This window comes from Streptomyces sp. NPDC048751 (genome assembly GCF_043198595.1).
In the GTDB taxonomy this organism is placed as follows: domain Bacteria; phylum Actinomycetota; class Actinomycetes; order Streptomycetales; family Streptomycetaceae; genus Streptomyces.
Map to the genome: position 1 here is coordinate 389,727 of NZ_JBICUX010000001.1, position 21,938 is coordinate 411,664.

Below are 21,938 nucleotides of genomic sequence, written 5' to 3' on the forward strand. Positions count from 1 at the left end.
TACAACGGACTGGCGAGCCCCTCGTAACCATGCCGACACGATTCCGGTGCTTGCCTCTGCGCGTAATGGCAACTCCGAACGGAGTAAGTGGTCGGGCGGCTCGTTTCGTCCTTCGGCCCCCTTTCTCCTCTGTGCCGCCGACGGCACAGCAGATCAGCCGTTTGTGAGCGGTCTGGAACGAGCTGAGCTCGTCGGGGAGGTCCCGCCGGGGCGAGTTCGGTGCGGTACTTCCACGCGATGCATCGAGCGTGCGGCGGTGGTCGCCCGCCGCCGCACGCGGACCGGATCGGCCGGCATCAGCGGCTCGATCCGGTCCCACATGGCATCAGTGATCACTAATCGGACAGGCACAGCTCCGCTACTGCGGCTCTCCGGCGCCTCGCGATGCACGGCGCCAGACCACGCGACCTCATCGGGCGCTCATAGTGCAAGGACCCCTATGCCTCCGGGCACCACCCCTGCAACAGCCGGAAGAACGCCTCCTCGTTGCCCGTGAGGCCCGCCTCGGCCAGGGCCCGTTCCGCCTCGGCGAGCACCGTGGGCGGGACGACGGGTGGTCGGGGGCAGTCCAGCGGGCCGGACGCGTCGTCGAACGCGGCCCGCACGGTGTGCAGCAGCCGCAGATAGGCCTGTACGGCGGTGCGCTCGCGGTCGGTCAGTACGGCAGTGCGCATGGTCGCCTCTCCCCGTCTCGTCCTCCACGCGCCCGCGGGCGCGCACGCCCCCGTACGGCGGCGCATCCCCAGCTTGCCGTCCACCACTGACAATCGGTCCCCGCTCCGCGTCCGTTCGCCCGCTCAGCGGAGGGGGAACCCTGCGGAACCCGTGGCCGGCTACAGCCCCACGTATCCGAGCGACGCCTCGATCCGGCCCGCCAGGTCGTCCCGCTGCACGGGACCCCGCAACGACGACCCGGCCAGCCACGCCCTGCACTTGCTGGCGAGCAGCAGGCCGAAGCTCTCGGCCTCCTGTTCGTCGGCGAGGTCGAAGTGGGTGCGGGCGGCGACCTTGAGGACGGTGGGGCCGAGGTCGGCGCCGTCCTGGAGGAGACGTGCCGCGACCCGGGCGCCCTCGACGTGGTGGCCGCAGTGGCCGGCCTTCATGTGCCACAGTTCATGGCCGAGGATCACCAACTGGTGGTCGGGCGCGGTGCGTTCCTCGACGACCACGAGGTCCTGGTCGGTCATGTCGACCCACAGCCCGCTGGCGGTGCCGGGCGGGAAGACGGCCGTACGGAAGTGGACGGGGCGGCCGCGGCGCCGGCTCATCGCCGCGCACAGCGCGGCGTACAGGTCGGCGGGCGGAGCCGGGGCCGGGACGGTCAGCTCCGAGACCAGCTCGCCGCACAGGCGCCGCATGTGCCTACCGATGCCCACGGTCCTCCCCAGGTTCACGACAGGTTCACGACTCGGGCCGCTTGACGCTCTCCAGGAGCATGTCCAACCACTCGGCGACCTTGTCGCGGTGCTGGTCGGTGGGCAGTTGCGCGGCCCGCCAGGCGATTCCGCGCACGCCGTGGTCCTGCAGCAGACGCTCCAGGGGGTCCGCGGCGGCGGCGGCCGCCTCCCGCTCCCGGTCGGCGAGCTTCTGCAGCAACTCCTGCTCGGTGCGCTGGAGGGCGCCCGCGAGCGCCTCGGGGTCCTCGGCGGTGAGGAAGCCGGCGTGCACGCGGAAGAAACGCTGGAGGGCGTCGCAGTGCTCCATGGTGGGCCTGCGGTCGCCGTTGAGGAGGGCGCCGGCCTGCTGCCGGGACATGCCCGCGCCGTCGGCGATCTCCTGCTGGGTGTACTTGCGCCCGTTGGGTTTGAGCCGGGTACGGCGCAGCAGGTCGAGGCGTTGCAGGAAGCGGGCCTGCACATCCGGTTCGCCCGTGGGCCGGCCGCTCAGCAGCGCCTTGACCACGGGCTCGGGCACACCGCAGCCGACGGACAGGCGGCCGGTGTCGAAGACCTCCGCGTTCGGGATCCCGAGCCGGCCGGCGAGTGCCGTGACACGGGCGACGACGGCGGACAGCGAAACCGTCGCCGTGGCGCCCGGGACCTCGTAGCCATCCGTCACCGACAGGTCTCCTACGTCTCTCCCAGCCCCCTTCACGGGCACGGAAGTGCGCCGTGAACTGACCGGAGAGTAGCGGGTGGTTCGAACTCACATCCAGGTCTCGCCACAACTGTGGCCAATTTCAGCCGTCAACGGGCGTGGAATGCCACGATAGTTGACACGACTCGTGTCGGGGCCGCAGGATCGGGGCGCCGCGTAAGGCCGCATCAGGCAAGAGGGGTGACCTCCCGATGGCGTATCAGGCAGGAGGGCAGCGGCCGGCACCGCGGCCCGTCCCCGAGAGTGGCGAGGCCCAGGCGTATCTCCAGGACTACACCGCGCTTCTGGAAGCCGTCCCCTTCCCTTCCGTCGTGCTCGACCACCGCTGGGACGTCGTCCTGGCCAACACCGCTTTCGCGTCACTCTTCCGCGGGGTGGGGCCGCATGCGACGGCCATGCCGGGCGACAACTTCCTCCGGTTCGTGCTGTTCCACCCGGACGCGGCCACGGTCCTCGGCGATCACGAGTCGAGCTGGTGCCTGCCGATGCTGGCGCACTTCGCCGCCGCCCTGGAGCGACACGGCCACGACCACGGACTGCAGGCGATCCGCCGCGAGATCGCCCAGGACCCGATCATGGAGGCCGCCTACCGGCACGGCCTGCCGCACTGGATCCGCGCGGTCGGTGAGGGCGCCGTCGAACCGGACGGCGCCGTCCGTTCGGTGCTCCACCCCGACCCGCGCTGGGGCGCCACCGACTGCCGTATCGTCGACGAGACCCCGAGGACCCTGCGAGAGCTGGACTACACGCGGCTGACGATGGTCCTGCGCGAGTCCCGCAGGCCCGCGCACACATCGCGCGGACCCCGCCGGGTTCGCCGGGCCGCGGGTCACCTCAGCGTGGTCCCCGCCCCCGAGGCCTGACCGGGCACCGTCGGCGTTCAGGTCGCCGACGGCGCCTGGTCGGCGGCATCCGTCTTCTCCACCGCCGTACCCCGCTTCGCCGCCTGGATCTGCCGGTACACCCGGGTCCGCAGCTCCGCGAAGCGCGGGGCCACCCGTGTCGTCAACTGGTCGCGCTCCAGGGGGAGATCGATCTCCAGCTCCTCTTGCACAACGGTCGGGGAGGCGGACAGGACGACCACCCGCTGGCCCAGATAGACGGCCTCGTCGATGTCGTGGGTGACGAACAGGACCGTGATCCCGCGCTCCCGCCACAGCGCCCGGACGAGGTCCTCGAGATCGGCGCGGGTCTGCGCGTCCACCGCCGCGAACGGCTCGTCCATCAGCAGCACATCGGGCTCGTACGCCAACGCCCGTGCGATCGCCACCCGTTGCTGCATGCCGCCCGAGAGCTGCCACGGGTAGGCTCCTGCGGTGTCGGCCAGGCCGACGGAGCGCAGGGCGTCGGCGACCAGCACGCGCCGCGCGTCCCGCGTCAGCCTCTTCTGTCTCAGCGGCAGTTCGACGTTCTCGCCCACCCTCATCCACGGGAACAGGCTGCGTCCGTACTCCTGGAACACGAACGCCAACCCCGGCGGAGGCCCCGTCACCCGCCGCCCCCGCAGCAGCACTTCGCCCGCCGTCGGCGTGAGGAGGCCACCGACACACCTCAGCAGCGTCGTCTTGCCGCAACCCGACGGGCCGACGAGACAGACGAGTTCACCGGCCCCGACGGTGAAGGACAGATCGCGCACCGCCTCCACGCGCCGCCCGGCAGCCTCGTACACCTTCCGCAGATCGCGTACGTCGAGCATCGCGTCCCCCATCAGCCCCGCCCCTTCACGAGCGCTCGCCGGGCCGCCGACCGGCGGCGCGCAGACCGTGGTACCAGCCGAGCGCCCGCCGCTCGACCAGCTGGAAGAGGACCGAGAGGAGGTACCCCAGCAGGCCGAGCACCAGGATCCCGGTCCACATCTCGGGGATGGCGAAGCCCCGTTGGAACTGCACGACGGCGAAGCCGAGTCCGTTGCCGGCGGCGAACATCTCGCTGATGACCATCAGAATGATCCCGACCGACAGCGCCTGGCGCAGCCCCGCGAAGATCTGCGGGCCCGCCGACGGCAGGACCAGCTTCCGCAGTCGCGCGACGCCCGTCACCCCGTACGAGCGGGCCGTCTCCGCCATCACCGGGTCCACGGCCCGCACGCCCTCGACCGTGTTGAGCAGGACCGGCCACACGCAGCCGCTCGCGATCACCAGAACCTTCATGGTGTCGCCGATGCCCGCGAACAGCATGATGACGGGAATCAGGACGGGCGGCGGCACCGCGCGCAGGAACTCCAGGACCGGTTCGCACACCGCGCGCACCCGCCGGTACGAGCCGATGACGCTGCCCAGCGCGACGCCGACGACGGCCGCCGTGACGTAGCCGCCCGTCAGCCGCAGCACACTCGGCACGACGTCCGCGCGCAGCCGGTCGGCCGTCCAGACGTCCGGGAAGGTCTCCAGGACGGTCCGCAGGGGCGGCCAGTACACGTTCGTGCTGTCGGCGGACGCCAGCCACCAGACCGCCACGAGCACGGCCGGCAGAGCGAGGACGTACAGCAGCCGTACGAGTACCCGGCTCACACGGTCACCTCCCCGCGCACCGACTGGTGCCAGGCCAGCGCCCGTCGCTCCACCGTGCGGGCGCCGACGTTGATCAGCAGCCCGAGCAGCCCGGTCACCACGATCAGCGCGTACATCTCGGGGACCGCCTGCGAGGTCTGCGCCACGGCGATGCGCGCGCCCAACCCCGGTGCTCCGATGACGAGTTCGGCCGTGACGGCGAGGATCAGCGCGACGGCCGCGGCCAGCCGGACGCCGGTCATGACGTACGGCAGCGCGGTCGGCCACAGCACGTACCGGATCCGCGCCCAGGTGCCGAGACCGTACGAGCGCGCCGTCTCCTCCGCGACCGGGTCGACGTCCCGGACGCCGTACAGGACCTGGATGAGCACCTGCCAGAAAGAGGCGTAGACGACCAGCAGGAGCACCGAGCGCAATGCGGTGCCGTACAGCAGCACCGCGAGCGGGATCAGGGCGACCGAGGGGATCGGGCGCAGGAACTCGATGGTGGACGCGGTGAGTTCGCGCAGGAAGGGCACGACCGCGATCACGACCCCGGCGAGGATCCCGGCCGTCACCGCGATCGCGAGGCCCAGCGCCCAGCCGGTGAGGGTGTCGCCGAGCGCGGTCCAGAACGCGGGGTCGCCGAGTTCGGTGAGGAGCGCGTCGGCGACGCGGGCCGCTGGCGGGAAGTAGTCCTCGTCGACGAGACCGAGGCGCGGGACGGCCTCGCACAGGGCGAGGAACCCCGCGAGCCCGGCCGTGCCCAGGACGGCACCCGAGCCCCTCACGGCAGCAGCTTGTCCAGGTCCGGGCTCTGCTTGAACAGGCCGTCCTGCTGGGCGAGTTCGGAGAGCCGCTCGATGGAGGCCCGGTCCGGTTCGGCGGGCCAGTGGGGCAGGGTGAGCTTGTCCAGCAGGGTGTCGGGGATCTTCGTGTACGTGGTGAGGATCTGGCGGACCTCGTCCGGGTGGCTGTCGGCGTACTGGAGGGACTCGACGGTCGCCTCCTGGAACTTCCGCACCGACTCGGGGTTCTTCTGGGCGTACTGCTGCGAGGTGAAGTACATCGCGACGGTCAGGTCCGGTGACACGTCGAAGAAGTTGGACGCGATGGACCTGCCGCCCGCGGCCTTGACGGTGGAGAGCGCGGGCTCGGGGGTACAGGCGGCGTCGATCCGGTCGCCGTCGAGCGCGGCCGGCATCTGGTCGAAGGGCATCTCGACGAAATCGACCTTCGAGGGGTCGCCGCCGTCCTTGCGGACCGACTCCCTGATGGAGGTGTCACAGATGTTGTTGAGCGTGTTGACGGCGACCTTCCTGCCCGCCAACTGCTTGGGTGAGGTGAGGGGGCTGCCCTTCTTCACCGTGACGCCCGCGAAGTCGGCGCCGTCCTCGGCCGTGGACGCGACACCGTTCGCCACGGCCTTGACGGGCAGGTTCTTGGACTGGGCGACCAGCAGGGACGTCGTGTTGCTGAAGCCGAACTGGAACTGGCCCGAGACGACGCCGGGCACGATCGCCGCCCCGCCCTGGGCGGGGATCAGCTGCAACTCGAGGCCGCGTTTGGCGTAGAAGCCCTGCTTCTGGCCCAGGTAGACGGGTGCGACATCCAGGATGGGGATGACGCCGACCTTGAGGGTGGTGGTGCCGCCCGACGCGCCCGCGTCCGACGTGCCGGAGCCGTCGGACGAGCCGCAGGCCGCCGTACCCAGTAATTAAGAAGCCGGCCGTGAGACCGGTGAACAGACGACGCATGGCTCCCCCTGTGCAGACAACGACGTTCCGACAGGCTGTGCGCATCTCGCACAGTAGTGCTCACCGGTACTCAGCGGGAAGCCATGTGCCCTGTGGTGACCCGCCTCGGCGGTTCACAGATCGAGCACGAGCCGCTTCCCCCGGCACCGGGACACGCAGATCATCATGGTCTCGCCGGCTTCCCGTTCCTCGTCCGTCAGCACGGAGTCCCGGTGGTCCGGGGTGCCGTCGAGGACGTCCGTCTCACAGGTGCCGCAGGTGCCCTCGGTGCAGGAGAACAGCACCTCGACGCCGGCCTCGCGCACGGTGTCCAGTACGGAGACGCCGGGCTGTACGGTGAGTGTGCGGCCGCTCTGTGCGAGCTCGACCTCGAACTCGGTGTCCTCGCCGCTCTGTTGCTCCTTGGGCTGGAACCGTTCGATGTGCAGGGCCCCGGCCGGGCACCGCTCCTCCACCGCGTCGAGCAGGGCGCCCGGCCCGCAGCAGTAGACGAGGGTGCCGTCGGGCAGCGCGTCCAGCACGGAGGGGAGGTCCAGCAGACCGGTCTCGTCCTGCGGGGCGACGGTGACCCGGTCCCCGTAGCGCTCCAATTCCTCGACGAACGCCATGGATTCACGGGTACGGCCGCCGTAGAGGAGGGTCCACTCGGCGCCCGCCGCCTCCGCGGCCGCCAGCATCGGCAGGATCGGGGTGATGCCGATGCCGCCCGCCACGAAGCGGTAGCGGGACGCGGGCCGCAGGGCGAAGTGGTTGCGCGGACCGCGCACCCGCACCTTGTCGCCCTGCCCCAACTGCCCGTGTACGTACGCCGATCCGCCGCGCCCCTCCGGCTCCCGCAGCACGGCGATCCGCCAGGCGTCGCGGTCCGCCGGGTCGCCGCACAGCGAGTACTGCCGCTCCAGGTCAGGCCCGAGGACGACATCGATGTGGGCGCCCGGCTCCCAGGCCGGGAGCGGCTCACCCAGCGGGTGGCGCAGGGTGAGGGCGAGCACGCCCTCGGCCGCGAACTCCTTGCCGTCGACGACGAGTTCGGCTTCGTACACGCTCATGAGCTGGTTCCCTGCGGCTCGTGTCCCTGGGGGTGGGCGAGCATCCACTCCCACATCTCGATCGGGTCCTGCGAGGTGTGCTCGCGGCCGCAGTGACAGGTGCCGTGCAGGACGTCCGTGCCCGGCAGCCAGTCGATGCGGTAGATCTCGCCGGTCGGGCTGGTCACAGGACCTTCTCCACGGGCTTGTCGCCCTCCTCGACCAGACGGGCGAGGATACGGCGGGCGGCGAGGCCACCGGTGTCGATGTTGATGCTCAGCTCCTGGTAGCCGGTGCGCTCGGTGCCGAGCGTCTTCTGCAGCAGGTTGAGCGCGTCGACGTCCTGCATGACGACGGTGTGGTTGTTGCCCCGCAGGAACTCCGTGACCTCGTCGTCGTCCGTCGCCCAGTCCCGGGAGACCATCCAGAAGTCGTACACCTTGCCGTCCGCGGACGGCGTGATCGCGTACGTGATCTCGGTGTGGAAGCCGTTCGGGTCACTGCCGTCCGCCTCGGGCAGCACGCCCACCGGGGCGATCCGGCTGTGCAGCAGATACAGGCACGGCGCGTGGTACTCGATGTCCTGCCAGCGCGTGATCCGGCCCTCGATGCCGGTCGAACGGGCGTAGAACGGCGGGCACTCGGCGTCGTCCATGTGCCGGCTCACCCGCACGATCCCCGCGCCCTCGTCCACCTCGGTGGTGATCGGCGTCTCGGCGACCTCGGGCGTGCCGATGTAGCCGCCGTGCAGGTACGTCTCGTGGGACAGGTCGAGGAGGTTGTCCACGAGGAGCCCGTAGTCGGCGTCGATCGGCTCCATGCCCCGCACGGTGGTCCAGCCCGGGGCATCGAGGTGGCGGGCGCGCGGGATGGCCTGCGGGTCGGCGAGCGCCGGGTCGCCGATCCACACCCACACCAGGGAGTCCTGCTCGACGACCGGGTAGGAGGCGACACGGGCGGTGCGCGGGACGCGTTTCTGCCCCGGCACGTACACGCACGTCCCGGTCGTGTCGTACGTGAAGCCGTGGTAGCCGCACACGAGCCGGTCGCCGTCCAGCCGGCTGGGCTTCTCGTGCAGCGGGAACCGGCGGTGCACACAGCGGTCGTGCAGGGCGACGGGCGTCCCGTCCTCCTCGGTCCGGTAGAAGACGAGCGGCTCACCGAGGATGGTCCGTCCGAGCAGTTCCTCGCGCCCGACCTCGTGGCTGTAGGCGGCGACGTACCACTGGTTCCTGGCAAAAGCGGTGATGTGCGGCATGGCAGTTCCCGTCCCTGTCGGCGAGGCGTCCTCGCCCCGCGTGCCGTGGTTGGAATCAGGGTCGTGAGGCTTGCATCGGCTCGGCAAGACGGCTTCTGCCAGGCGGAAGGACTTCTGTAAAGAGGCTGGTCGGAGCCTTGTTCTGTCAGCCCCTGGTCGCCAGAGTGGAGTGCCGCGTGGTGCGCCCATTCGGTTCGCGCTCGGGGGAGCCGCATGCGGCGACGGCGAGTGCGACTACTCACGGCGTGGCGTTAATCGCCCAATAATGTCCACTTAGTTTCAATTGTGATACTCCTCTGTCGACGGATGCTCGGTACAGCGGCAAGAATCAGCATCACTGCAGGTCAACTACTGTTCGTTTGGGAGCCTGGGGCCCTCGGGGCGAATCCGGGTCGAATCCGCACCCTTTCAGGCTGTTGAGCGTGTTGCCGCTGGTCAGGGTGGTGTGAGGTCGCGTGCTGGTTCGCCTTGCGGATGGGGGTGGCGCGGCGAGCAGTCGGGCCGATGAGCCGCTGAAGAGGCACTGAGTGGCGGTGGTCGGCTGCCAGGGGCGGGGGCTGACCAGCGGATTCTTCGCTGCTGGCGGCGGTCGCCTTTCGTGATCACGTCCTGCGGAAATGTCTTCGGGCGGGACGGCTCTGATGTGTGACGGCCCGGGATTGATGGTTCCTGGCCGAAACCGACCTGCCGAGCGTTTCAGGGGCCGTCCAGGAGCCGCGCGGTGGTCGGGCCATGTGGCAGAGGCCCCGCCGCCTCGCGCGGCAGCCGGCGCTCTCGCAACATCCGGTACACCACCAGAACTGCCATTCCTCGGCGCCGACATCAGCACACCCTCGGTCGGCTCGCCGTCACCAACGCCGAACTGGAAAATTTTGGTACCTCGACGAGTTCATGGGTCCGCGAGGCCCCTTGAGTGGCGCTCAGAAGCCGTATCTCCTGCCGCTCACCGACGTAGTGCACGTGGACAGCCGCCCCTGGCGTCAGGCACGAGCTTCCGGCACGACTCCGGCTTCGCTGATCGGCCCAGTGCGGCGAGGTCGCCGCCTACGGATCGAGTACGACAGCCCACGCGAGTCATGCCCGCGCGACCTGATCGTGGATCCCTACGGGCTGTTGGCCAAGGCCGGCATCTGGTACCTCGTCGCCGACTGTGCCCGAGCGCCACGGATGTACCGACGCGAACGGATCACGACGTGGAAAGAAGTCGACCAGCCACGACGGATCCGCGAGAACCAGACCCTGGCCACCGTCGCTGCAGCGCTCATTGATCAGTGGGAACACGAGCACGCGATAGAGGTCAGCGCCACCCTCGACCAGACCCAGATCGAGCGAGCGCAACGGATCTTTGGCCAACGACTCGTCCCGGACGACCATGAAGAATCCGCCACCGGCCACAAGGTAACGATCGGCTTCCTGCGTCTGGACGACGTGCGAGCACTACTGCCGTTCGGGAGCGCCATCACTGTGCACGGCCCCATCGAAGCCAGGGCTCACCTCCGCGACCTCGCCACCAACCTTGCCCACCACTATGCGCCGTCACCAACGTCCTGACCCACAACAGCTAGCGGTCATCTCCAGCCCGCAGCGGAGCAGTTGACTTTTACCACCGGCCTACGACCAGCCCGCCCCGTCGTCAACGCGCACCACCGCCGGATTGAACGAACTACCGGTAGGCCGCGAGTTCTTTGGTGATGCGGTCGAGCATGAAGGCCGAGGACTCCTTGGCGCGTTCCTCCCAGGCGAAGACGCAGGCCGTGGCGACGCCGTCGAAGTTCAGTTCGCGCAGCGTGCCGAAAAAGGCGTCCCAGTCGACCTCGCCCTGGCCGATGTCGAGATGTTGGTGGATACGGGCCGGGGTGCCGGGCGGATTGAGGATGTAGCGCAGGCCGCTGGAGCCCTTGTGGTTGAAGGAGTCCGCGATGTGCACATGCTGCAGCTTGTCCCCGGCGTAGCGCATCATCGCCGCGATGTCCGCCGTGGGGTCCGCCCCGGAGAGGTGGAAGGAGTGCGGTGCGCAGTAGAGGTAGTTCACCCACGGTTTGTTGATGGCGCGGACGAGGTCGACGGCCGGGGTGTTCTCCTCGCAGAAGTCGTCGGGGTGGGCCTCCAGGTTGAGCGCGATGCCCTCGCGTTCGAACAGTGGCAGCAGCTCCTCCAGCGAGTTCCAGAACGCGGCCTCGCTCTCGGCGGCACGCTCGGGGCGACCGTTGAACTCCGAGTTCATCAGCGGACATTCGAGATCCGCGGTGATCTCGATCATCCGCTTCCAGTAGCGGACTGCGGCCTGCCGCTCGGTCTCGTCGGGCGAGGACCACTTGTACAGGGGCAGCACGGAGGAGAGTATGACGCCGTGCGTGCGCAGGGAGTTCTTCAGCTCGGCGATGCGCTCGTCGTCCGCACGCGGGTGCAGGAAGAACGGCATGAAGTCGTCGCGGGGCGACAACTCGATGTATTCGTAGCCGAGTTCGGCGACCGTGCGCACCATGGCGTCGATGGGCAGGGCGCGGAACATGTACGGGTCGAGGGCGATCTTCATGCGGCACCTCCGTAGAGTGCGGGGCGGGGCTTGAGGTCGGTGGCGACGACGTGGCCTGACTCCAGGGCCTCGACCGTCGCGGCGGTGATGACGGTGGCGGCGTAGCCGTCCCAGGCCGACGGGCCTGTGGGCTCGTTGCCGGCCGCCAGGTTGGCGATCCACTCGCGGAACTCCGTGTCGAAGGCGTCCGCGAAGCGCCCCACCCAGTCCGTCAGCACCTCCGTGCTGTGCTGGCCGGCGCTGCGCAGGCCGACTGTGGCCGGGTCGGGCAGCCGGACCAGCCCCTCCTCGCCGACGGCCTCGCACTGGATGTCGTAGCCGTACTGGCAGTTGACGAAGACCTCCAGGTCGATCCGGACGCCCTTGGCGGTCTCGAAGAGCATGATCTGCGGGTCCTTGAGGTGGGCGAACCGCTTGCTGGTGGCGCGCGGGGTGATCACCTGGGTGGAGATGATCTCGTCGTCGAGCAGCCAGCGCAGCACGTCCACCTCGTGCACCGCCGTGTCCAGGGCGGCCATCGCCGAGGTGTACGACTCCGGGACCGTCGGGTTGCGGTGGGCGCAGTGCACGATCAGCGGCTCGCCGATGCGGCCGGAGCCGATGACCTGCTTCATCTGCCGGTAGCCGGCGTCGTAGCGGCGCATGAAACCGACCTGGACCAGGCGGCGGCCGTGTGCCGTCTCGGCCTCGATGATCTTCAGACAGTCCTCTGCGGTGGTGGCGAGCGGCTTCTCGCAGAAGACCGGCTTGCCGGCGGCGATGGCGTTCAGGACGTGCTCGGCGTGGGTCGGGCCCCAGGAGGTCACGAGAACCGCGTCGACGTCGTCGGCCGCGACCACGGCCGCGCCGTCGGGCAGCACCCGGGCGCCGACCGGCGCCGCCGCCTCCGCGGCGCGGGCGGAGTCGATATCGGTGACGGCGGTGACACGGGCGCCGGTGATGGTCTCGGTGAGGCGTCGGATGTGCTCGTGGCCGATCCAGCCGGCTCCGATGACTCCTACACGTACAGTCATGGTCATTCCTTCAAAGGGAGAACTAGGAGAAGCGCGCCCGGAGTTCGGCTTCCAGGGTTTCGAGGGTGCGGCCCTTGGTCTCGGGGACGTAGAGCTTGACGAAGGTGAGTGAGAAGATCCCCGCCACCACGAACAGGAAGAATGTGTTGGAGATCCCGATCCCGGAGACCAGGGACGGGAAGACCAGGCCGATGACGAAGTTGGTCAGCCACAGCACCACGGCCGCGACGCCCATCCCGAAGCCGCGCATGCGCATCGGGAAGATCTCCGAGAGCATCAGCCAGGTCACCGGGGAGATCGCGCCCTGCTGGAAGGCGAGGAAGGTGACCGTCATCGCGAGCACGGCATACGCACGGCCGTCGCCGGACGGCAGCGCCAGCGAGAACACGCCGATCAGCAAAAGGGCTGCGGTCGTACCGATCTGACCGCTCATCAACATCGGTCGGCGGGCCACGCGACCCAGCAGCCAGATACCGACGAAGGTGGCCAGCACCGAAATGACACCGTTGGCGATGTTCGCGGTCAGCGCGCTGTCAGCCGTGAACCCGGCGTCGGTGAGGATCTGGGTGCCGTAGTACATGATCGTGTTGACGCCGGTGATCTGCTGCACGATGGCGATGCCGAAGCCGATGAACATCAGCTTGCGCAGCCACGGCGTGGACCTCATGTCCTGCCAGCCGCCGAGCTTCTCCTGCTCCTCCTTGACCGCGAGCGCGGAGACCTCGGCGAGCTCGGCCTCGGCCCGCTGCTGGGAGCGCACCTGCTTGAGCACGTCGAGAGCCTCGGTGAAGCGGGTCTGGGAGGCCAGCCAGCGCGGGCTCTCGGGCATGACCAGCATGCCGAACCACAGCACCACGGCCGGGATCGTGGCGAGCACGAGCATCCAGCGCCATACCCCGCCGGACTCGCCGCCGACCTGGGCGATGATCGCGTTGGAGGTGAAGGCCAGCAACTGCCCGCTGACGATCATCAGTTCGTTACGGGTGACCAGTGCGCCGCGCCGCTCGGCGGGAGAGACCTCCGCGAGGTAGACGGGCACGGTCACCGAGGCGCCGCCGACCGCGAGGCCGAGCACGAACCGGGCCACCACCATGACCGCGACGTTCGGCGCGAGCGTGCAGCCCAGCGCACCGACGAAGAAGATCACGGCGAGGGTGAGGATCGTACGGCGCCGTCCGCGCGCGTCCGACAGTCGGCCGCCGGTGATCGCGCCCAGCGCCGCGCCGAGGAGCAGCGAGCTGGTGACCATGCCCTCGGTGACCGCGGTCAGGCCGAGGTCGTCGGTCATGTAGGGCAGGGCGCCGTTGATGACGCCGGTGTCGTAGCCGAAGAGCAGCCCGCCGAAGGTGGCGATGACGGTGATGAGCCGGAGCCGGCGGGAGACCGCCGCAGGGGCGTGGTCCGTGACCGAGGTGACCGGAGCCGTGGTCGTGTCGTCCCTGACGTCCATGGCCGCCTCCTATCGGTCCAGGTTCGGGCGAGCGGTTCCGGTGAGGCCGAGGCCGGCCAGGTGCTCACGCGTGTTGACCGCGATGGGCAGTGGCACCTCGGGAGCGCACGGGTACAGGTCCTGCTCGACGATCACGAACAACTCGGCGTCCAGCTTGGCCAGTTCGGCCACCACATCGGCCGGGTTCGGCACACCGGCCGGGGGCGACACACATACTCCGCGCTTGACGGCCTCGCCGAACGACAGGTCCTCGGCAGCCACTTGGGCCAGCACCTCGGGATCCATCTGCTTGATGTGCACGTAGCCGACGCGCTCGCCGAAGCGGCGGATCAGATCGAGGTTGTCACCGCCGCCGTAGGCCACGTGCCCGGTGTCCAGGCAGAGGTTGGTGTAGCGCGAGTCCGACTCGTTCAGCAGCCGCTCGATCTCCGGCTGGGTCTGGATGTGGCTGTCGGCGTGCGGGTGGATGACGAGGCGTACGTCGTACTCGTCGAGGAGCAGCTTGCCGAGCCGGTCGGCGGCCTTGCCGAAGCCGGCCCACTGCTCGGCGGTCAGCTCCGGCGACTCCGTGAACGCGCCGCTCTTCTCGTCCCGGTACATCGGCGGGATCAGGACCAGATGGTGGGCGCCCGCGGCAGCCGTCAGCGTGGCGACCTGGCGGACGTGGGCGAGCATGTCGTCCCAGGCTTCCGGCCGGTGCAGTGCGCCGAAGGCGGTGCCGCCGGAGACCTGGAGCCCCCGGGCATCCAGTTCGGCCTTCAACCGCTGCGGGTCGGTGGGGAGATAGCCGTACGGTCCGAGCTCCAGCCACTGGTACCCGGCCGCGGCCAGCTCGTCGAGGAAGCGGGTGTACAACACCTGGTGCTCGTCCTCGGGGAACCAGATGCCCCAGGAGTCGGGGGCGGAGCCCAGGCACAGGTTGCCGGCGGTGGTGCGGAGCGGGGATGGCGCCGTTGCCATGGCGTGTCCTTTGGGGAGAGGGACGGGGGTCAGTTGGAGGTGGGGAAGTTGAAGCCGGCGGCGACGTGTTGGGTTTGCTGGGGCCAGCGGGTGGTGACGACCTTGGGGCGGGTGTAGAAGCGGATGCCTTCGGGGCCGTGGATGGGGGAGTCGCCGATGAGGGAGTCCTTCCAGCCACCGAAGGAGTAGTAGGACATCGGGACGGGCACGGGGACGTTGATGCCGATCATGCCGACGTGGATGTTGCGCTGGAATCGGCGGGCGGCCTCGCCGGAGGCGGTGAACAGGGCGGTGCCGTTGCCGTAGGGGTTGGCGTTGATCAGCGCGATCGCTTCGTCGAGGGACTTGGCGCGCACGATGGCCAGGACCGGCCCGAACAGCTCCTCCTTGTAGGCGTCCATCTCGGCGGTGACGTGGTCGAGCAGGGACGGGCCGGTGAAGAAGCCCTCCTCGTGGCCGTCGACCTTCAGCCCGCGTCCGTCGACGACGACCGTGGCGCCCTGTACGGCGGCGGTGCCGACGGCGTTCTCGACACGTTCCTGTGCGGCCTTGGTGACCAGCGGGCCCATCTCCGTGCCGGGCCGGTCGCCGGGGCCGACCTTGACCTCGCGGGCCTTGCGCTCCAGGACCTCGACCAGCCCGTCCGCGGCGTCGCCGACGGCGACGGCCACGGAGACGGCCATGCAGCGTTCGCCGGCGGAGCCGTAGGCGCCGGCCGTGATGTGGTTCGCGGCGAACTCCAGGTCCGCGTCCGGGAGGACGACGGCGTGGTTCTTGGCGCCGCCGAGGGCCTGGACCCGCTTGCCGTGCGAAGTGGCCTGCTCGTGGACGTACTTGGCGATCGGTGTCGATCCGACGAAGGAGACGGCCTCGATGCCGGGGTGGGTGAGGATGGCGTCGACCGCGTCCTTGCCGCCGTGCACGACGTTGAAGGCGCCGTCCGGGAGACCTGCCCTCTTGTACAGCTCGGCGACGAAGATCGCGGCCGAGGGGTCGCGTTCGGAGGGCTTGAGGATGAAGGTGTTGCCGGTGGCGATGGCGACGGGGTGCATCCACAGCGGCACCATGGCCGGGAAGTTGAAGGGGGTGATGCCCGCCACCACACCCAGCGGCTGGCGGAAGTTGTGCACGTCCACGCCACGCGACACCTGGTCGGAGAAGCTGCCCTTGAGGACGTCGCCGAGGCCGCAGGCGAACTCCACGACCTCACGGCCGCGGGTGATCTCGCCGCGGGCGTCGTCGATGGTCTTGCCGTGTTCGGCGGAGATGATCCGGCCGAGTTCTTCCTCGTGGTCGACGAGGAGCTGGCGGAAGTTGAACATGACCTGGGTGCGCTGGGTGAGGGAGGACTCCGACCAGGTCTCGAAGGCGCGGGAGGCTGCCTGGACCGCCGTGTCGACGTCGGTGGCGCCGCCGAGGACGACCTGGGCCTGCTCCAGTCCGGTGGCCGGGTTGAACACCGGCTGGGTGTCGGAGGCGGAGCCCGGGGTGAGGGAGCCGTTGATCCAGTGCTCGATGGTCTTCACGGTGCGGGTTTCCTTTGCGGGGACGGGGTCTTACAGGTAGTGGCGCTGGGTCTGCTTGTGGGCGGCGTAGGTCTCGTAGGCGGCCTGGGTGGTGTCGAGGGCGGAGACCTCGCTGACCGGGACGTCCCACCAGCCGTGGCCGGGCGGGTTGGGCCCGTAGAGGTCGGTCTCGACGTGGACGAGGGTGGTGCGGCTCGACGCCTTGGCCTTCTCCATCGCGGTGCGGAACTCCTCGAGGGTGGCGGCGTGGAGGACGTCGGCGCCGAGCGATGCGGCGTTGGCGGCGAGGTCGACGGGGAGCACGTCGCCGTCGAGCTGTCCTGAATCGCCGTCGCGGTAGCGGTACTTGGTGCCGAACCGCTGTGATCCGAGCGACTCGGACAGGGCGCCGATGGAGGCGAAGCCGTGGTTCTGGACGAGGACGATGATGACCTTCAGGCCTTCGGAGACCATGGTCACGATCTCCTGAGCCATCATCAGGTACGAGCCGTCGCCGATCAGGACGACGACCTCGCGGGTGGGGTCGGCCATCTTGGCGCCGACGCCGGCGGCGACCTCGTAGCCCATGCAGGAGTAGGCGTATTCGACGTGGTAGGCCTTGGGGTCCCGGGCCCGCCACAGCTGTTGCAGGTCGCCGGGCATGGAGCCGGCCGCGTTGATGACCACGGCGCGGTCGTCCAGGACGTCGTTGAGGGCGCCAAGGATCTGGGTCTGTGCGGGCAGTTCGCCGGTGTTGCGGTCGGGCGCGAAGCATTCCTCCTCGATCTCCCGGGTGCGGGCTATGAGTTGGCGCGTATGGCGGCGGTAGGAATCCTCGACTTGCCAGTCGTCCAGTGCTGCGGCGAGGGCCTGGATGCCGAGGCGGGCGTCGGCGACCAGCGGCTCGGCGGAGTGCTTGACGGCGTCCAGGCGTGCGACGTTGAGATTGACGAAGGTGACGTCCGGGTTGGCGAAGACGGTGTGGCTGGCGGTGGTGAAGTCGGAGTAGCGGGTGCCGATGCCGAGGACGACGTCGGCTTCCTTCGCGAGCTCATCCGCGGCGTACGACCCCGTTGAGCCGATGCCGCCGACGGCGTAGGGGTGGTCCCAGGGGACGGCGCCCTTGCCGGCGTGGGTGTCGGCGACGGGGATGCCAGTGGCCCCGGCGAACGCCCGCAGGGCGGTCTCCGCGCCGGAGTACACGGCACCGCCACCGGCCACGATGAGCGGCTTGCGGGCGCCGCGCAGCAGGCGGGCGGCCCGCTCGACGGCGGCCGGCTCCGGGACCGGGCGGCCCACGTGCCACACCCGCCGCCGGAAGAAGGAGAGGGGCCAGTCGTGGGCCTCGGCCTGTACGTCCTGCGGCAGCGCGAGGGTGACGGCCCCGGTCTCGACCGGGTCGGTGAAAACCCGCATCGCGGCCAGCGCGGCCGGGATCAGCTGCTCGGGGCGCGAGACGCGGTCGAAGTACTTCGACACTGCGCGGAAGGCGTCGTTGACGGTGACGTCGCCGCCGCGGGTGTCCTCCAGCTGTTGCAGCACCGGGTCGGCGGCGCGGGTGGCGAACATGTCCGAGGGCAGCAGCAGCACCGGCAGCCGGTTGGTGGTGGCCAGCGCCGCACCCGTGATCATGTTCGTCGAGCCCGGGCCGGTCGACGCGGTGCAGGCGAAGGTCGCCAGCCGGTCGCGCATCTTGGCGTAGGCGACCGAGGCGTGCACCATGCCCTGTTCGTTGCGGGCCAGGTAGTAGGGCATGTCGGCCTCGCCGGTGGTGGCGGCCTGCAGGAGGGCCTGGCCGATGCCGGCGACGTTGCCGTGCCCGAAGATGCCCCACACCCCGGGGATGAGCCGCTGCTCCTGGCCGTCGCGCTCGCTGTACTGGGCCGCCAGGAAACGCACCAGGGCCTGCGCGGTGGTGAGTCGGACGGTGTTCATCGCTGCGTGAGTCCTTCGAAGGGGAGCCGGTCGTCGATGTCCTGGGACTCCCAGGTGGTGCGGACCCAGCCGTGGGCGGGGTCGTCGCAGATCAGCCAGGCGCGGTCCTGGCCGGGGCCGGCCATGACGTTGAGGTAGTAGAGGTCGTAGCCGGGAGCGGCGATGGACGGGCCGTGCCAGCCGTGGGGGATGAGGACGGTGTCGCCGGATCGGACCTCGGCGAGCACGTCGATGGGCCGCTCGGCGGTGCCGTACACCCGCTGGTAGCCGAAGCCGTTCCCGTCGCCCGCGACCTCGAAGTAGTAGATCTCCTCCAGCTCCGACTCCACGCCCGGCCGCGCCTCGTCGTGCTTGTGCGGCGGATACGACGACCAGTTGCCGCCGGGTGTGAGGACCTCGCACACCAGCAGCTGGTCGGCCTCGAAGGTGCCGGGCAGGCAGTAGTTGTTGACCTGCCGTGAGCAGGCGCCCGCGCCGCGCAGCTCGACAGGGACGTCCTCCTTGGGCCCGTACCGAGCGGAGAGTGAGCTCCGCTCGGTACGGGCGGAGGGCAGCGCGAACAGACCTCCCTGCGCGCTGCTGATCAGGGCCTCCGACTCGGGAGGCAGATAGGCGAAGTCGGTGACCGAGGCGAACACGCCGGTCCTGCCTTCGAGTTCGAAGGTCCTGGCGTCCGTGGTGACGGTGCAGGAGCCGGTCAGCGGCAGGACCAGGAACTCGGAGTCTCCGGTGGACAGGGCGTGTGCCTCGCCCGGCTTCTGAGGCAGGATCCGGAGGCCGGAGTATCCCCAGCCCGCCGACTCGGGCGTGACCAGGACGTCGTAGGGCCCGTCGGCCGAAGTGCCCCTGGGCAGGTGGTACTTGTTGCTCACAGCAGGCTCACCGCCTTGTCGACGGCTCCGGCCACGTCGCCGCCGGCCGGATAGAGCAGGGAACGGCCCACGACCAGACCCTGCGCGGTGGGCTGCTTGAGCGCCCTGCCCCAGGACGCGAACGCCGCCTCCGGGTCGGTCACCTCACCACCCAGCAGCAGCGCCGGGAGGGTCGAGGAGGCCAGGACGCGCTCCATGTCGGCGACGACCGGGAGCTTGAGCCAGGTGTAGGCGGTACGTCGGCCCAGCCCGGACGCGATCGTGACGGACTTGACGACGGCGTCCGTCGACAGGTCGTTGCGGATCCTGCCGTCCTGCCATGCCGACATGAACGGCTCGACCATCGCGATGAGCCGACGGTCATTGAGCTCATTGACCGCACGCGCGGTCTCGGACAGGGCGGCCGGGGTGGCCGGGTCGTCGAGGGCGATGCGGGTGAGCATCTTGCCGCCGTCGAAGCCCATCGCGGCGATGGTCTCGGCGTCGTAGCCGGTGAACCGGTCGTCGATCTCGAACACCGAACCCGCGAGCCCGGCCCGGTTCATGGAACCGAAGACGCTCTTGCCGTCGAGAACGCCGAGCAGCAGAAGGTCCTCGAGAATGTCGGCGGTGGCCAACACGCCCGTCACACCCGGGCGTTCCAGGGCGACACACAGCCGGTCGAGGAGCTCGAAGCGGTCGGCCATGGCGGTCGGGTCGGAGCCGACGCCGTTGGCGCCCCGTGCCGGATGGTCGGCCGCGATGATCATCGCCCTGCCGTGCTTGCCCAGCAGCGAGGTGGCCGGCATGCGGCGGGCGGCGGCGGCCGCGATGGCGCCGGGGTCGCCCACGCGGGCGGACACGATCCGGCTCAGCTTCTCAGACTGCACGGGTCACCTCATCGAGCTTGGTGTTGACTTCGGCCTCGGTCGGCATGGCGTCCGAGCAGGACAGTCGGCCGGCGACGATGGCGCCGGCGGCGTTGGCGAAGGACACCGTGCGGCGGGTGTCCCAGCCGGAGAGCAGGCCGTGGCACAGGGCCCCGCCGAACGCGTCACCGGCGCCGAGGCCGTTGACCACGTCGACCGGCACCGGGGGGATCTCGGCGACCGCGCCGCTCCGGTCCACGGCGAGTACGCCCTTCGGGCCCTGCTTGACCACTGCCAACTCCACACCGGCGGCCAGCAGCGCCTTCGCCGCCGCCGAGGGTTCGCGCTCGCCGGTGGCGACCTCGCACTCGTCGAGGTTGCCGACTGCCACCGTGCTGTGCCGCAGCGCCTCGGCGTAGTACGTCCGCGCCCGGGCAGGGTCGGCCCAGAACATCGGCCGCCAGTCCAGGTCGAACACGGTCGTGCCCGCCTTCGCCCGGTGCTCCAGCGCGGCCAGGGTGGCCGAGCGGCTGGGCTCCTCGCTCAGGCCGGTCCCCGTCATCCAGAAGACCGCCGCGTCCCGTACCGCGCCCAGGTCCAGCTCACCGGCGGCGATGTCCAGGTCGGGCGCCTTGGGCAGGCGGTAGAAGTACAGCGGGAAGTCGTCCGGCGGGAAGATCTCGCAGAACGTCACCGGCGTGGGCGCGATGTCCGACGTACCGACGAAGCTGCTGTCGACGCCGTAGCCGGCCAGTGCGGTGCGCACGAAGTCGCCGAACGGGTCCCGCCCGGTCTTCGTGATCACCGCGGCCGTCCGGCCGTATCGCGCCGCGGCCACCGCGACATTGGTGGGGCTGCCGCCCAGGTACTTGCCGAACGAGGTGACCTCGGCCAGCCCCACGCCCGTCTGGAGCGGATACACATCCACTCCCACGCGGCCCATGGTCAGCACTTCGAACGGCATAACGCTGGTTTCCCTTCGTTCCGGAGACGCCGGTGAGGACTCCGGGGAGCTGTCGCGGAAGAATTCCTGCCGCGCTCTACTAGCGCGCTCTAGTGCGAGTACGATGACCCCAGTCCAAATGTCATGTCAATAGGTTGTTGCCAGAAGATTTCTTGATCACCGCTAGGGTGGGCGGCGTCGGAGGGCGGATTCACGGTGGATGCATCGGGCAAGCAGCGGCCCACGATGGCGGACGTCGCCGAGAAGGCGGGCGTCTCGCGGGCGCTCGTCTCGATCGTGTTCCGCAATCAGCCGGGCGCGAGCGAGGAGACCCGGCAGCGGGTGCTGCGGGTCGCCGACGAGATCGGCTACCGGCCCGACAGCGCGGCCCGGCTGCTGGCGCGTGGCCGCAGCCGCACGCTCGGCGTGATGTTCACCGTCCAACAGACCTTCCACACCAACCTCATCGAAGGGATCTACCCCGAGGCCGAGCGCCTCGGCTACGAGGTCCTGCTCTCCGGCGCCACTGCGGGCCGCAGCGAGGAGAAGACCGTCGAGGCGCTGCTCAGCCACCGCTGCGAGGCGGTGATCCTGCTCGGCTCCTTCGCCGAACCCGACTTCCTGGACGAGCTGGGACGCCGCACGGTCGCCGTCTCCGTCAGCCGCAGGGTCCCGCACGCACACGTGGACTTTGTGCATTCCGCCGAGGCCAAGGGGGTGCGCCAGGCGATGGACCACCTCGTGGAGCTGGGACACCGCAGGATCGTGCACATCGACGGCGGCCGCGGCCCCGGCTCGGCCGAACGCCGGCGCGCCTACCGGGCAGCGATGCGCCGCCATGGCCTGGAGGCCGAGGAACGCGTCATCCCCGGCGAGCACACCGAGCAGTCCGGCATCGAGACCGGGCGTCTGCTGTTGACGGAGCGCGAGGAGGGGCGGCCGCTGCCGACGGCGGTCCTCGCGGGCAACGACCGCAGCGCGATGGGTCTGTTGATGCCCCTGACCCGCGCCGGCGTCGAGGTTCCGCGCGACATGTCCGTGGTCGGTTATGACGACAGCCATCTCTCCCACCTGATGCCGATCGGGCTGACCACCGTCCGCCAGGACGCGGGACTCATGGCCGAGCATGCCGTCCGGTTCGCGGTGGAACGGCTGGAGGATCCTCAACGCGAGCCGCGGGAGGCCGTGGTGGAGCCGAAGCTGGTAGTACGGGGGACCAGCGGGCCGCCGCCGAGGCGCTGATGCCC

At 69.9% G+C, this 21,938-nt stretch carries 21 protein-coding genes and 1 pseudogene; 3 read left to right on the forward strand and 19 right to left on the reverse strand.

Annotated features, from left to right (window positions below; genetic code table 11):
• Nucleotides 1–437 precede the first annotated feature (437 nt).
• The 3 genes from ACGFNV_RS01705 to ACGFNV_RS01715 all read right to left on the reverse strand — a co-directional run bounded on the left by ACGFNV_RS01705 (nt 438) and on the right by ACGFNV_RS01715 (nt 2,058).
• Entirely contained in the window at nt 438–674 is a 237-nt protein-coding gene (locus tag ACGFNV_RS01705; protein WP_393618529.1) for a hypothetical protein, read from the reverse strand.
• Nucleotides 675–833: 159 nt separating this feature from the next.
• A complete protein-coding gene (locus ACGFNV_RS01710) occupies nt 834–1,358 on the reverse strand; it encodes a toxin-antitoxin system, toxin component (protein ID WP_393619968.1) in 525 nt (174 codons plus the stop codon).
• A 43-nt stretch (nt 1,359–1,401) separates the two neighbouring features.
• The gene (locus ACGFNV_RS01715) at nt 1,402–2,058 is read right to left on the reverse strand and encodes a helix-turn-helix domain-containing protein (RefSeq protein ID WP_393618530.1); all 657 of its coding nucleotides are present in this window, start codon (nt 2,056–2,058) and stop codon (nt 1,402–1,404) included.
• 230 nt (nt 2,059–2,288) lie between these two features.
• Here ACGFNV_RS01715 and ACGFNV_RS01720 point away from each other — a divergent pair, with 230 nt between their 5' ends.
• Nucleotides 2,289–2,960, forward strand: a complete 672-nt coding sequence (locus ACGFNV_RS01720) for a hypothetical protein (RefSeq protein WP_393618532.1) — start codon at nt 2,289–2,291, stop codon at nt 2,958–2,960.
• Between the two features lie 17 nt (nt 2,961–2,977).
• Here ACGFNV_RS01720 and ACGFNV_RS01725 read toward each other — a convergent pair whose 3' ends face one another.
• The 7 genes and pseudogenes from ACGFNV_RS01725 to ACGFNV_RS01755 all read right to left on the reverse strand — a co-directional run bounded on the left by ACGFNV_RS01725 (nt 2,978) and on the right by ACGFNV_RS01755 (nt 8,629).
• On the reverse strand, nt 2,978–3,805 hold the full coding sequence (locus ACGFNV_RS01725; RefSeq protein ID WP_393618534.1) for an ABC transporter ATP-binding protein: 828 nt from the start codon (nt 3,803–3,805) through the stop codon (nt 2,978–2,980).
• Nucleotides 3,806–3,818: 13 nt separating this feature from the next.
• Entirely contained in the window at nt 3,819–4,607 is a 789-nt protein-coding gene (locus tag ACGFNV_RS01730) for an ABC transporter permease (protein WP_393618536.1), read from the reverse strand.
• Nucleotides 4,604–5,377: an ABC transporter permease gene (locus ACGFNV_RS01735; protein WP_393618537.1), complete on the reverse strand. Its 774-nt coding sequence runs from the start codon at nt 5,375–5,377 to the stop codon at nt 4,604–4,606. Before ACGFNV_RS01735 ends, ACGFNV_RS01730 begins: the two co-directional genes overlap by 4 nt.
• Nucleotides 5,374–6,343, reverse strand: a pseudogene (locus tag ACGFNV_RS01740) (ABC transporter substrate-binding protein). Before ACGFNV_RS01740 ends, ACGFNV_RS01735 begins: the two are co-directional and overlap by 4 nt.
• 113 nt (nt 6,344–6,456) lie before the next feature.
• Nucleotides 6,457–7,392, reverse strand: a complete 936-nt coding sequence (locus tag ACGFNV_RS01745) for a PDR/VanB family oxidoreductase (protein ID WP_393618539.1) — start codon at nt 7,390–7,392, stop codon at nt 6,457–6,459.
• Nucleotides 7,389–7,559 (reverse strand): hypothetical protein, encoded by a 171-nt coding sequence (locus ACGFNV_RS01750; protein WP_393618541.1) that lies wholly within the window; start codon nt 7,557–7,559, stop codon nt 7,389–7,391. The genes ACGFNV_RS01745 and ACGFNV_RS01750 overlap by 4 nt, the downstream gene beginning before the upstream one ends.
• Entirely contained in the window at nt 7,556–8,629 is a 1,074-nt protein-coding gene (locus ACGFNV_RS01755; protein WP_393618543.1) for a Rieske 2Fe-2S domain-containing protein, read from the reverse strand. Before ACGFNV_RS01755 ends, ACGFNV_RS01750 begins: the two co-directional genes overlap by 4 nt.
• Before the next feature lie 960 nt (nt 8,630–9,589).
• Between ACGFNV_RS01755 and ACGFNV_RS01760 the strand changes: the two genes are divergently transcribed.
• Nucleotides 9,590–10,180 carry a helix-turn-helix transcriptional regulator gene (locus tag ACGFNV_RS01760; protein ID WP_393618545.1) on the forward strand — a complete coding sequence of 197 codons (591 nt, stop codon included), beginning with the start codon at nt 9,590–9,592 and terminating at the stop codon, nt 10,178–10,180.
• Nucleotides 10,181–10,292: 112 nt separating this feature from the next.
• Here ACGFNV_RS01760 and ACGFNV_RS01765 read toward each other — a convergent pair whose 3' ends face one another.
• The 9 genes from ACGFNV_RS01765 to iolC all read right to left on the reverse strand — a co-directional run bounded on the left by ACGFNV_RS01765 (nt 10,293) and on the right by iolC (nt 20,712).
• Nucleotides 10,293–11,165, reverse strand: coding sequence for a sugar phosphate isomerase/epimerase family protein (locus ACGFNV_RS01765; RefSeq protein WP_393618546.1), 873 nt, complete (start codon nt 11,163–11,165; stop codon nt 10,293–10,295).
• Nucleotides 11,162–12,178, reverse strand: coding sequence for a Gfo/Idh/MocA family oxidoreductase (locus tag ACGFNV_RS01770; protein ID WP_393618548.1), 1,017 nt, complete (start codon nt 12,176–12,178; stop codon nt 11,162–11,164). Before ACGFNV_RS01770 ends, ACGFNV_RS01765 begins: the two co-directional genes overlap by 4 nt.
• A 22-nt stretch (nt 12,179–12,200) precedes the next feature.
• The gene (locus ACGFNV_RS01775) at nt 12,201–13,628 is read right to left on the reverse strand and encodes a sugar porter family MFS transporter (protein WP_393618550.1); all 1,428 of its coding nucleotides are present in this window, start codon (nt 13,626–13,628) and stop codon (nt 12,201–12,203) included.
• 9 nt (nt 13,629–13,637) lie between these two features.
• Nucleotides 13,638–14,588, reverse strand: coding sequence for a TIM barrel protein (locus tag ACGFNV_RS01780; protein WP_393618552.1), 951 nt, complete (start codon nt 14,586–14,588; stop codon nt 13,638–13,640).
• 29 nt (nt 14,589–14,617) lie between these two features.
• A complete protein-coding gene (locus ACGFNV_RS01785; protein WP_393618554.1) occupies nt 14,618–16,114 on the reverse strand; it encodes a CoA-acylating methylmalonate-semialdehyde dehydrogenase in 1,497 nt (498 codons plus the stop codon).
• 30 nt (nt 16,115–16,144) lie between these two features.
• Nucleotides 16,145–18,028 (reverse strand): 3D-(3,5/4)-trihydroxycyclohexane-1,2-dione acylhydrolase (decyclizing), encoded by a 1,884-nt coding sequence (iolD, locus tag ACGFNV_RS01790; RefSeq protein WP_393618556.1) that lies wholly within the window; start codon nt 18,026–18,028, stop codon nt 16,145–16,147.
• Entirely contained in the window at nt 18,025–18,900 is an 876-nt protein-coding gene (iolB, locus tag ACGFNV_RS01795; RefSeq protein ID WP_393618558.1) for a 5-deoxy-glucuronate isomerase, read from the reverse strand. The genes iolD and iolB overlap by 4 nt, the downstream gene beginning before the upstream one ends.
• Complete coding sequence (locus ACGFNV_RS01800; RefSeq protein ID WP_393619969.1) at nt 18,897–19,688, reverse strand: aldolase; 792 nt, start codon at nt 19,686–19,688, stop codon at nt 18,897–18,899. The genes iolB and ACGFNV_RS01800 overlap by 4 nt, the downstream gene beginning before the upstream one ends.
• A gap of 70 nt (nt 19,689–19,758) precedes the next feature.
• Nucleotides 19,759–20,712, reverse strand: coding sequence for a 5-dehydro-2-deoxygluconokinase (iolC, locus tag ACGFNV_RS01805; RefSeq protein ID WP_393618560.1), 954 nt, complete (start codon nt 20,710–20,712; stop codon nt 19,759–19,761).
• A 225-nt stretch (nt 20,713–20,937) separates the two neighbouring features.
• On the opposite strand from iolC, the gene ACGFNV_RS01810 reads away from it, so the two are divergent.
• A complete protein-coding gene (locus tag ACGFNV_RS01810) occupies nt 20,938–21,933 on the forward strand; it encodes a LacI family DNA-binding transcriptional regulator (protein ID WP_393619971.1) in 996 nt (331 codons plus the stop codon).
• Nucleotides 21,934–21,938: the final 5 nt, after the last annotated feature.

Coding starts and splice junctions, on each gene's coding strand:
- ACGFNV_RS01720 (WP_393618532.1), top strand. CDS start 2,289: ATGGCGTATCAGGCAGGAGGGCAGCGGCCGGCACCGCGGCCCGTCCCC.
- ACGFNV_RS01775 (WP_393618550.1), bottom strand. CDS start 13,628: ATGGACGTCAGGGACGACACGACCACGGCTCCGGTCACCTCGGTCACG.
- ACGFNV_RS01765 (WP_393618546.1), bottom strand. CDS start 11,165: ATGAAGATCGCCCTCGACCCGTACATGTTCCGCGCCCTGCCCATCGAC.
- ACGFNV_RS01725 (WP_393618534.1), bottom strand. CDS start 3,805: ATGGGGGACGCGATGCTCGACGTACGCGATCTGCGGAAGGTGTACGAG.
- iolC (WP_393618560.1), bottom strand. CDS start 20,712: ATGCCGTTCGAAGTGCTGACCATGGGCCGCGTGGGAGTGGATGTGTAT.
- iolD (WP_393618556.1), bottom strand. CDS start 18,028: ATGAACACCGTCCGACTCACCACCGCGCAGGCCCTGGTGCGTTTCCTG.
- ACGFNV_RS01745 (WP_393618539.1), bottom strand. CDS start 7,392: ATGAGCGTGTACGAAGCCGAACTCGTCGTCGACGGCAAGGAGTTCGCG.
- ACGFNV_RS01800 (WP_393619969.1), bottom strand. CDS start 19,688: ATGCCGGCCACCTCGCTGCTGGGCAAGCACGGCAGGGCGATGATCATC.
- ACGFNV_RS01810 (WP_393619971.1), top strand. CDS start 20,938: ATGGCGGACGTCGCCGAGAAGGCGGGCGTCTCGCGGGCGCTCGTCTCG.
- ACGFNV_RS01780 (WP_393618552.1), bottom strand. CDS start 14,588: ATGGCAACGGCGCCATCCCCGCTCCGCACCACCGCCGGCAACCTGTGC.
- ACGFNV_RS01755 (WP_393618543.1), bottom strand. CDS start 8,629: ATGCCGCACATCACCGCTTTTGCCAGGAACCAGTGGTACGTCGCCGCC.
- ACGFNV_RS01770 (WP_393618548.1), bottom strand. CDS start 12,178: ATGACTGTACGTGTAGGAGTCATCGGAGCCGGCTGGATCGGCCACGAG.
- ACGFNV_RS01710 (WP_393619968.1), bottom strand. CDS start 1,358: ATGCGGCGCCTGTGCGGCGAGCTGGTCTCGGAGCTGACCGTCCCGGCC.
- ACGFNV_RS01705 (WP_393618529.1), bottom strand. CDS start 674: ATGCGCACTGCCGTACTGACCGACCGCGAGCGCACCGCCGTACAGGCC.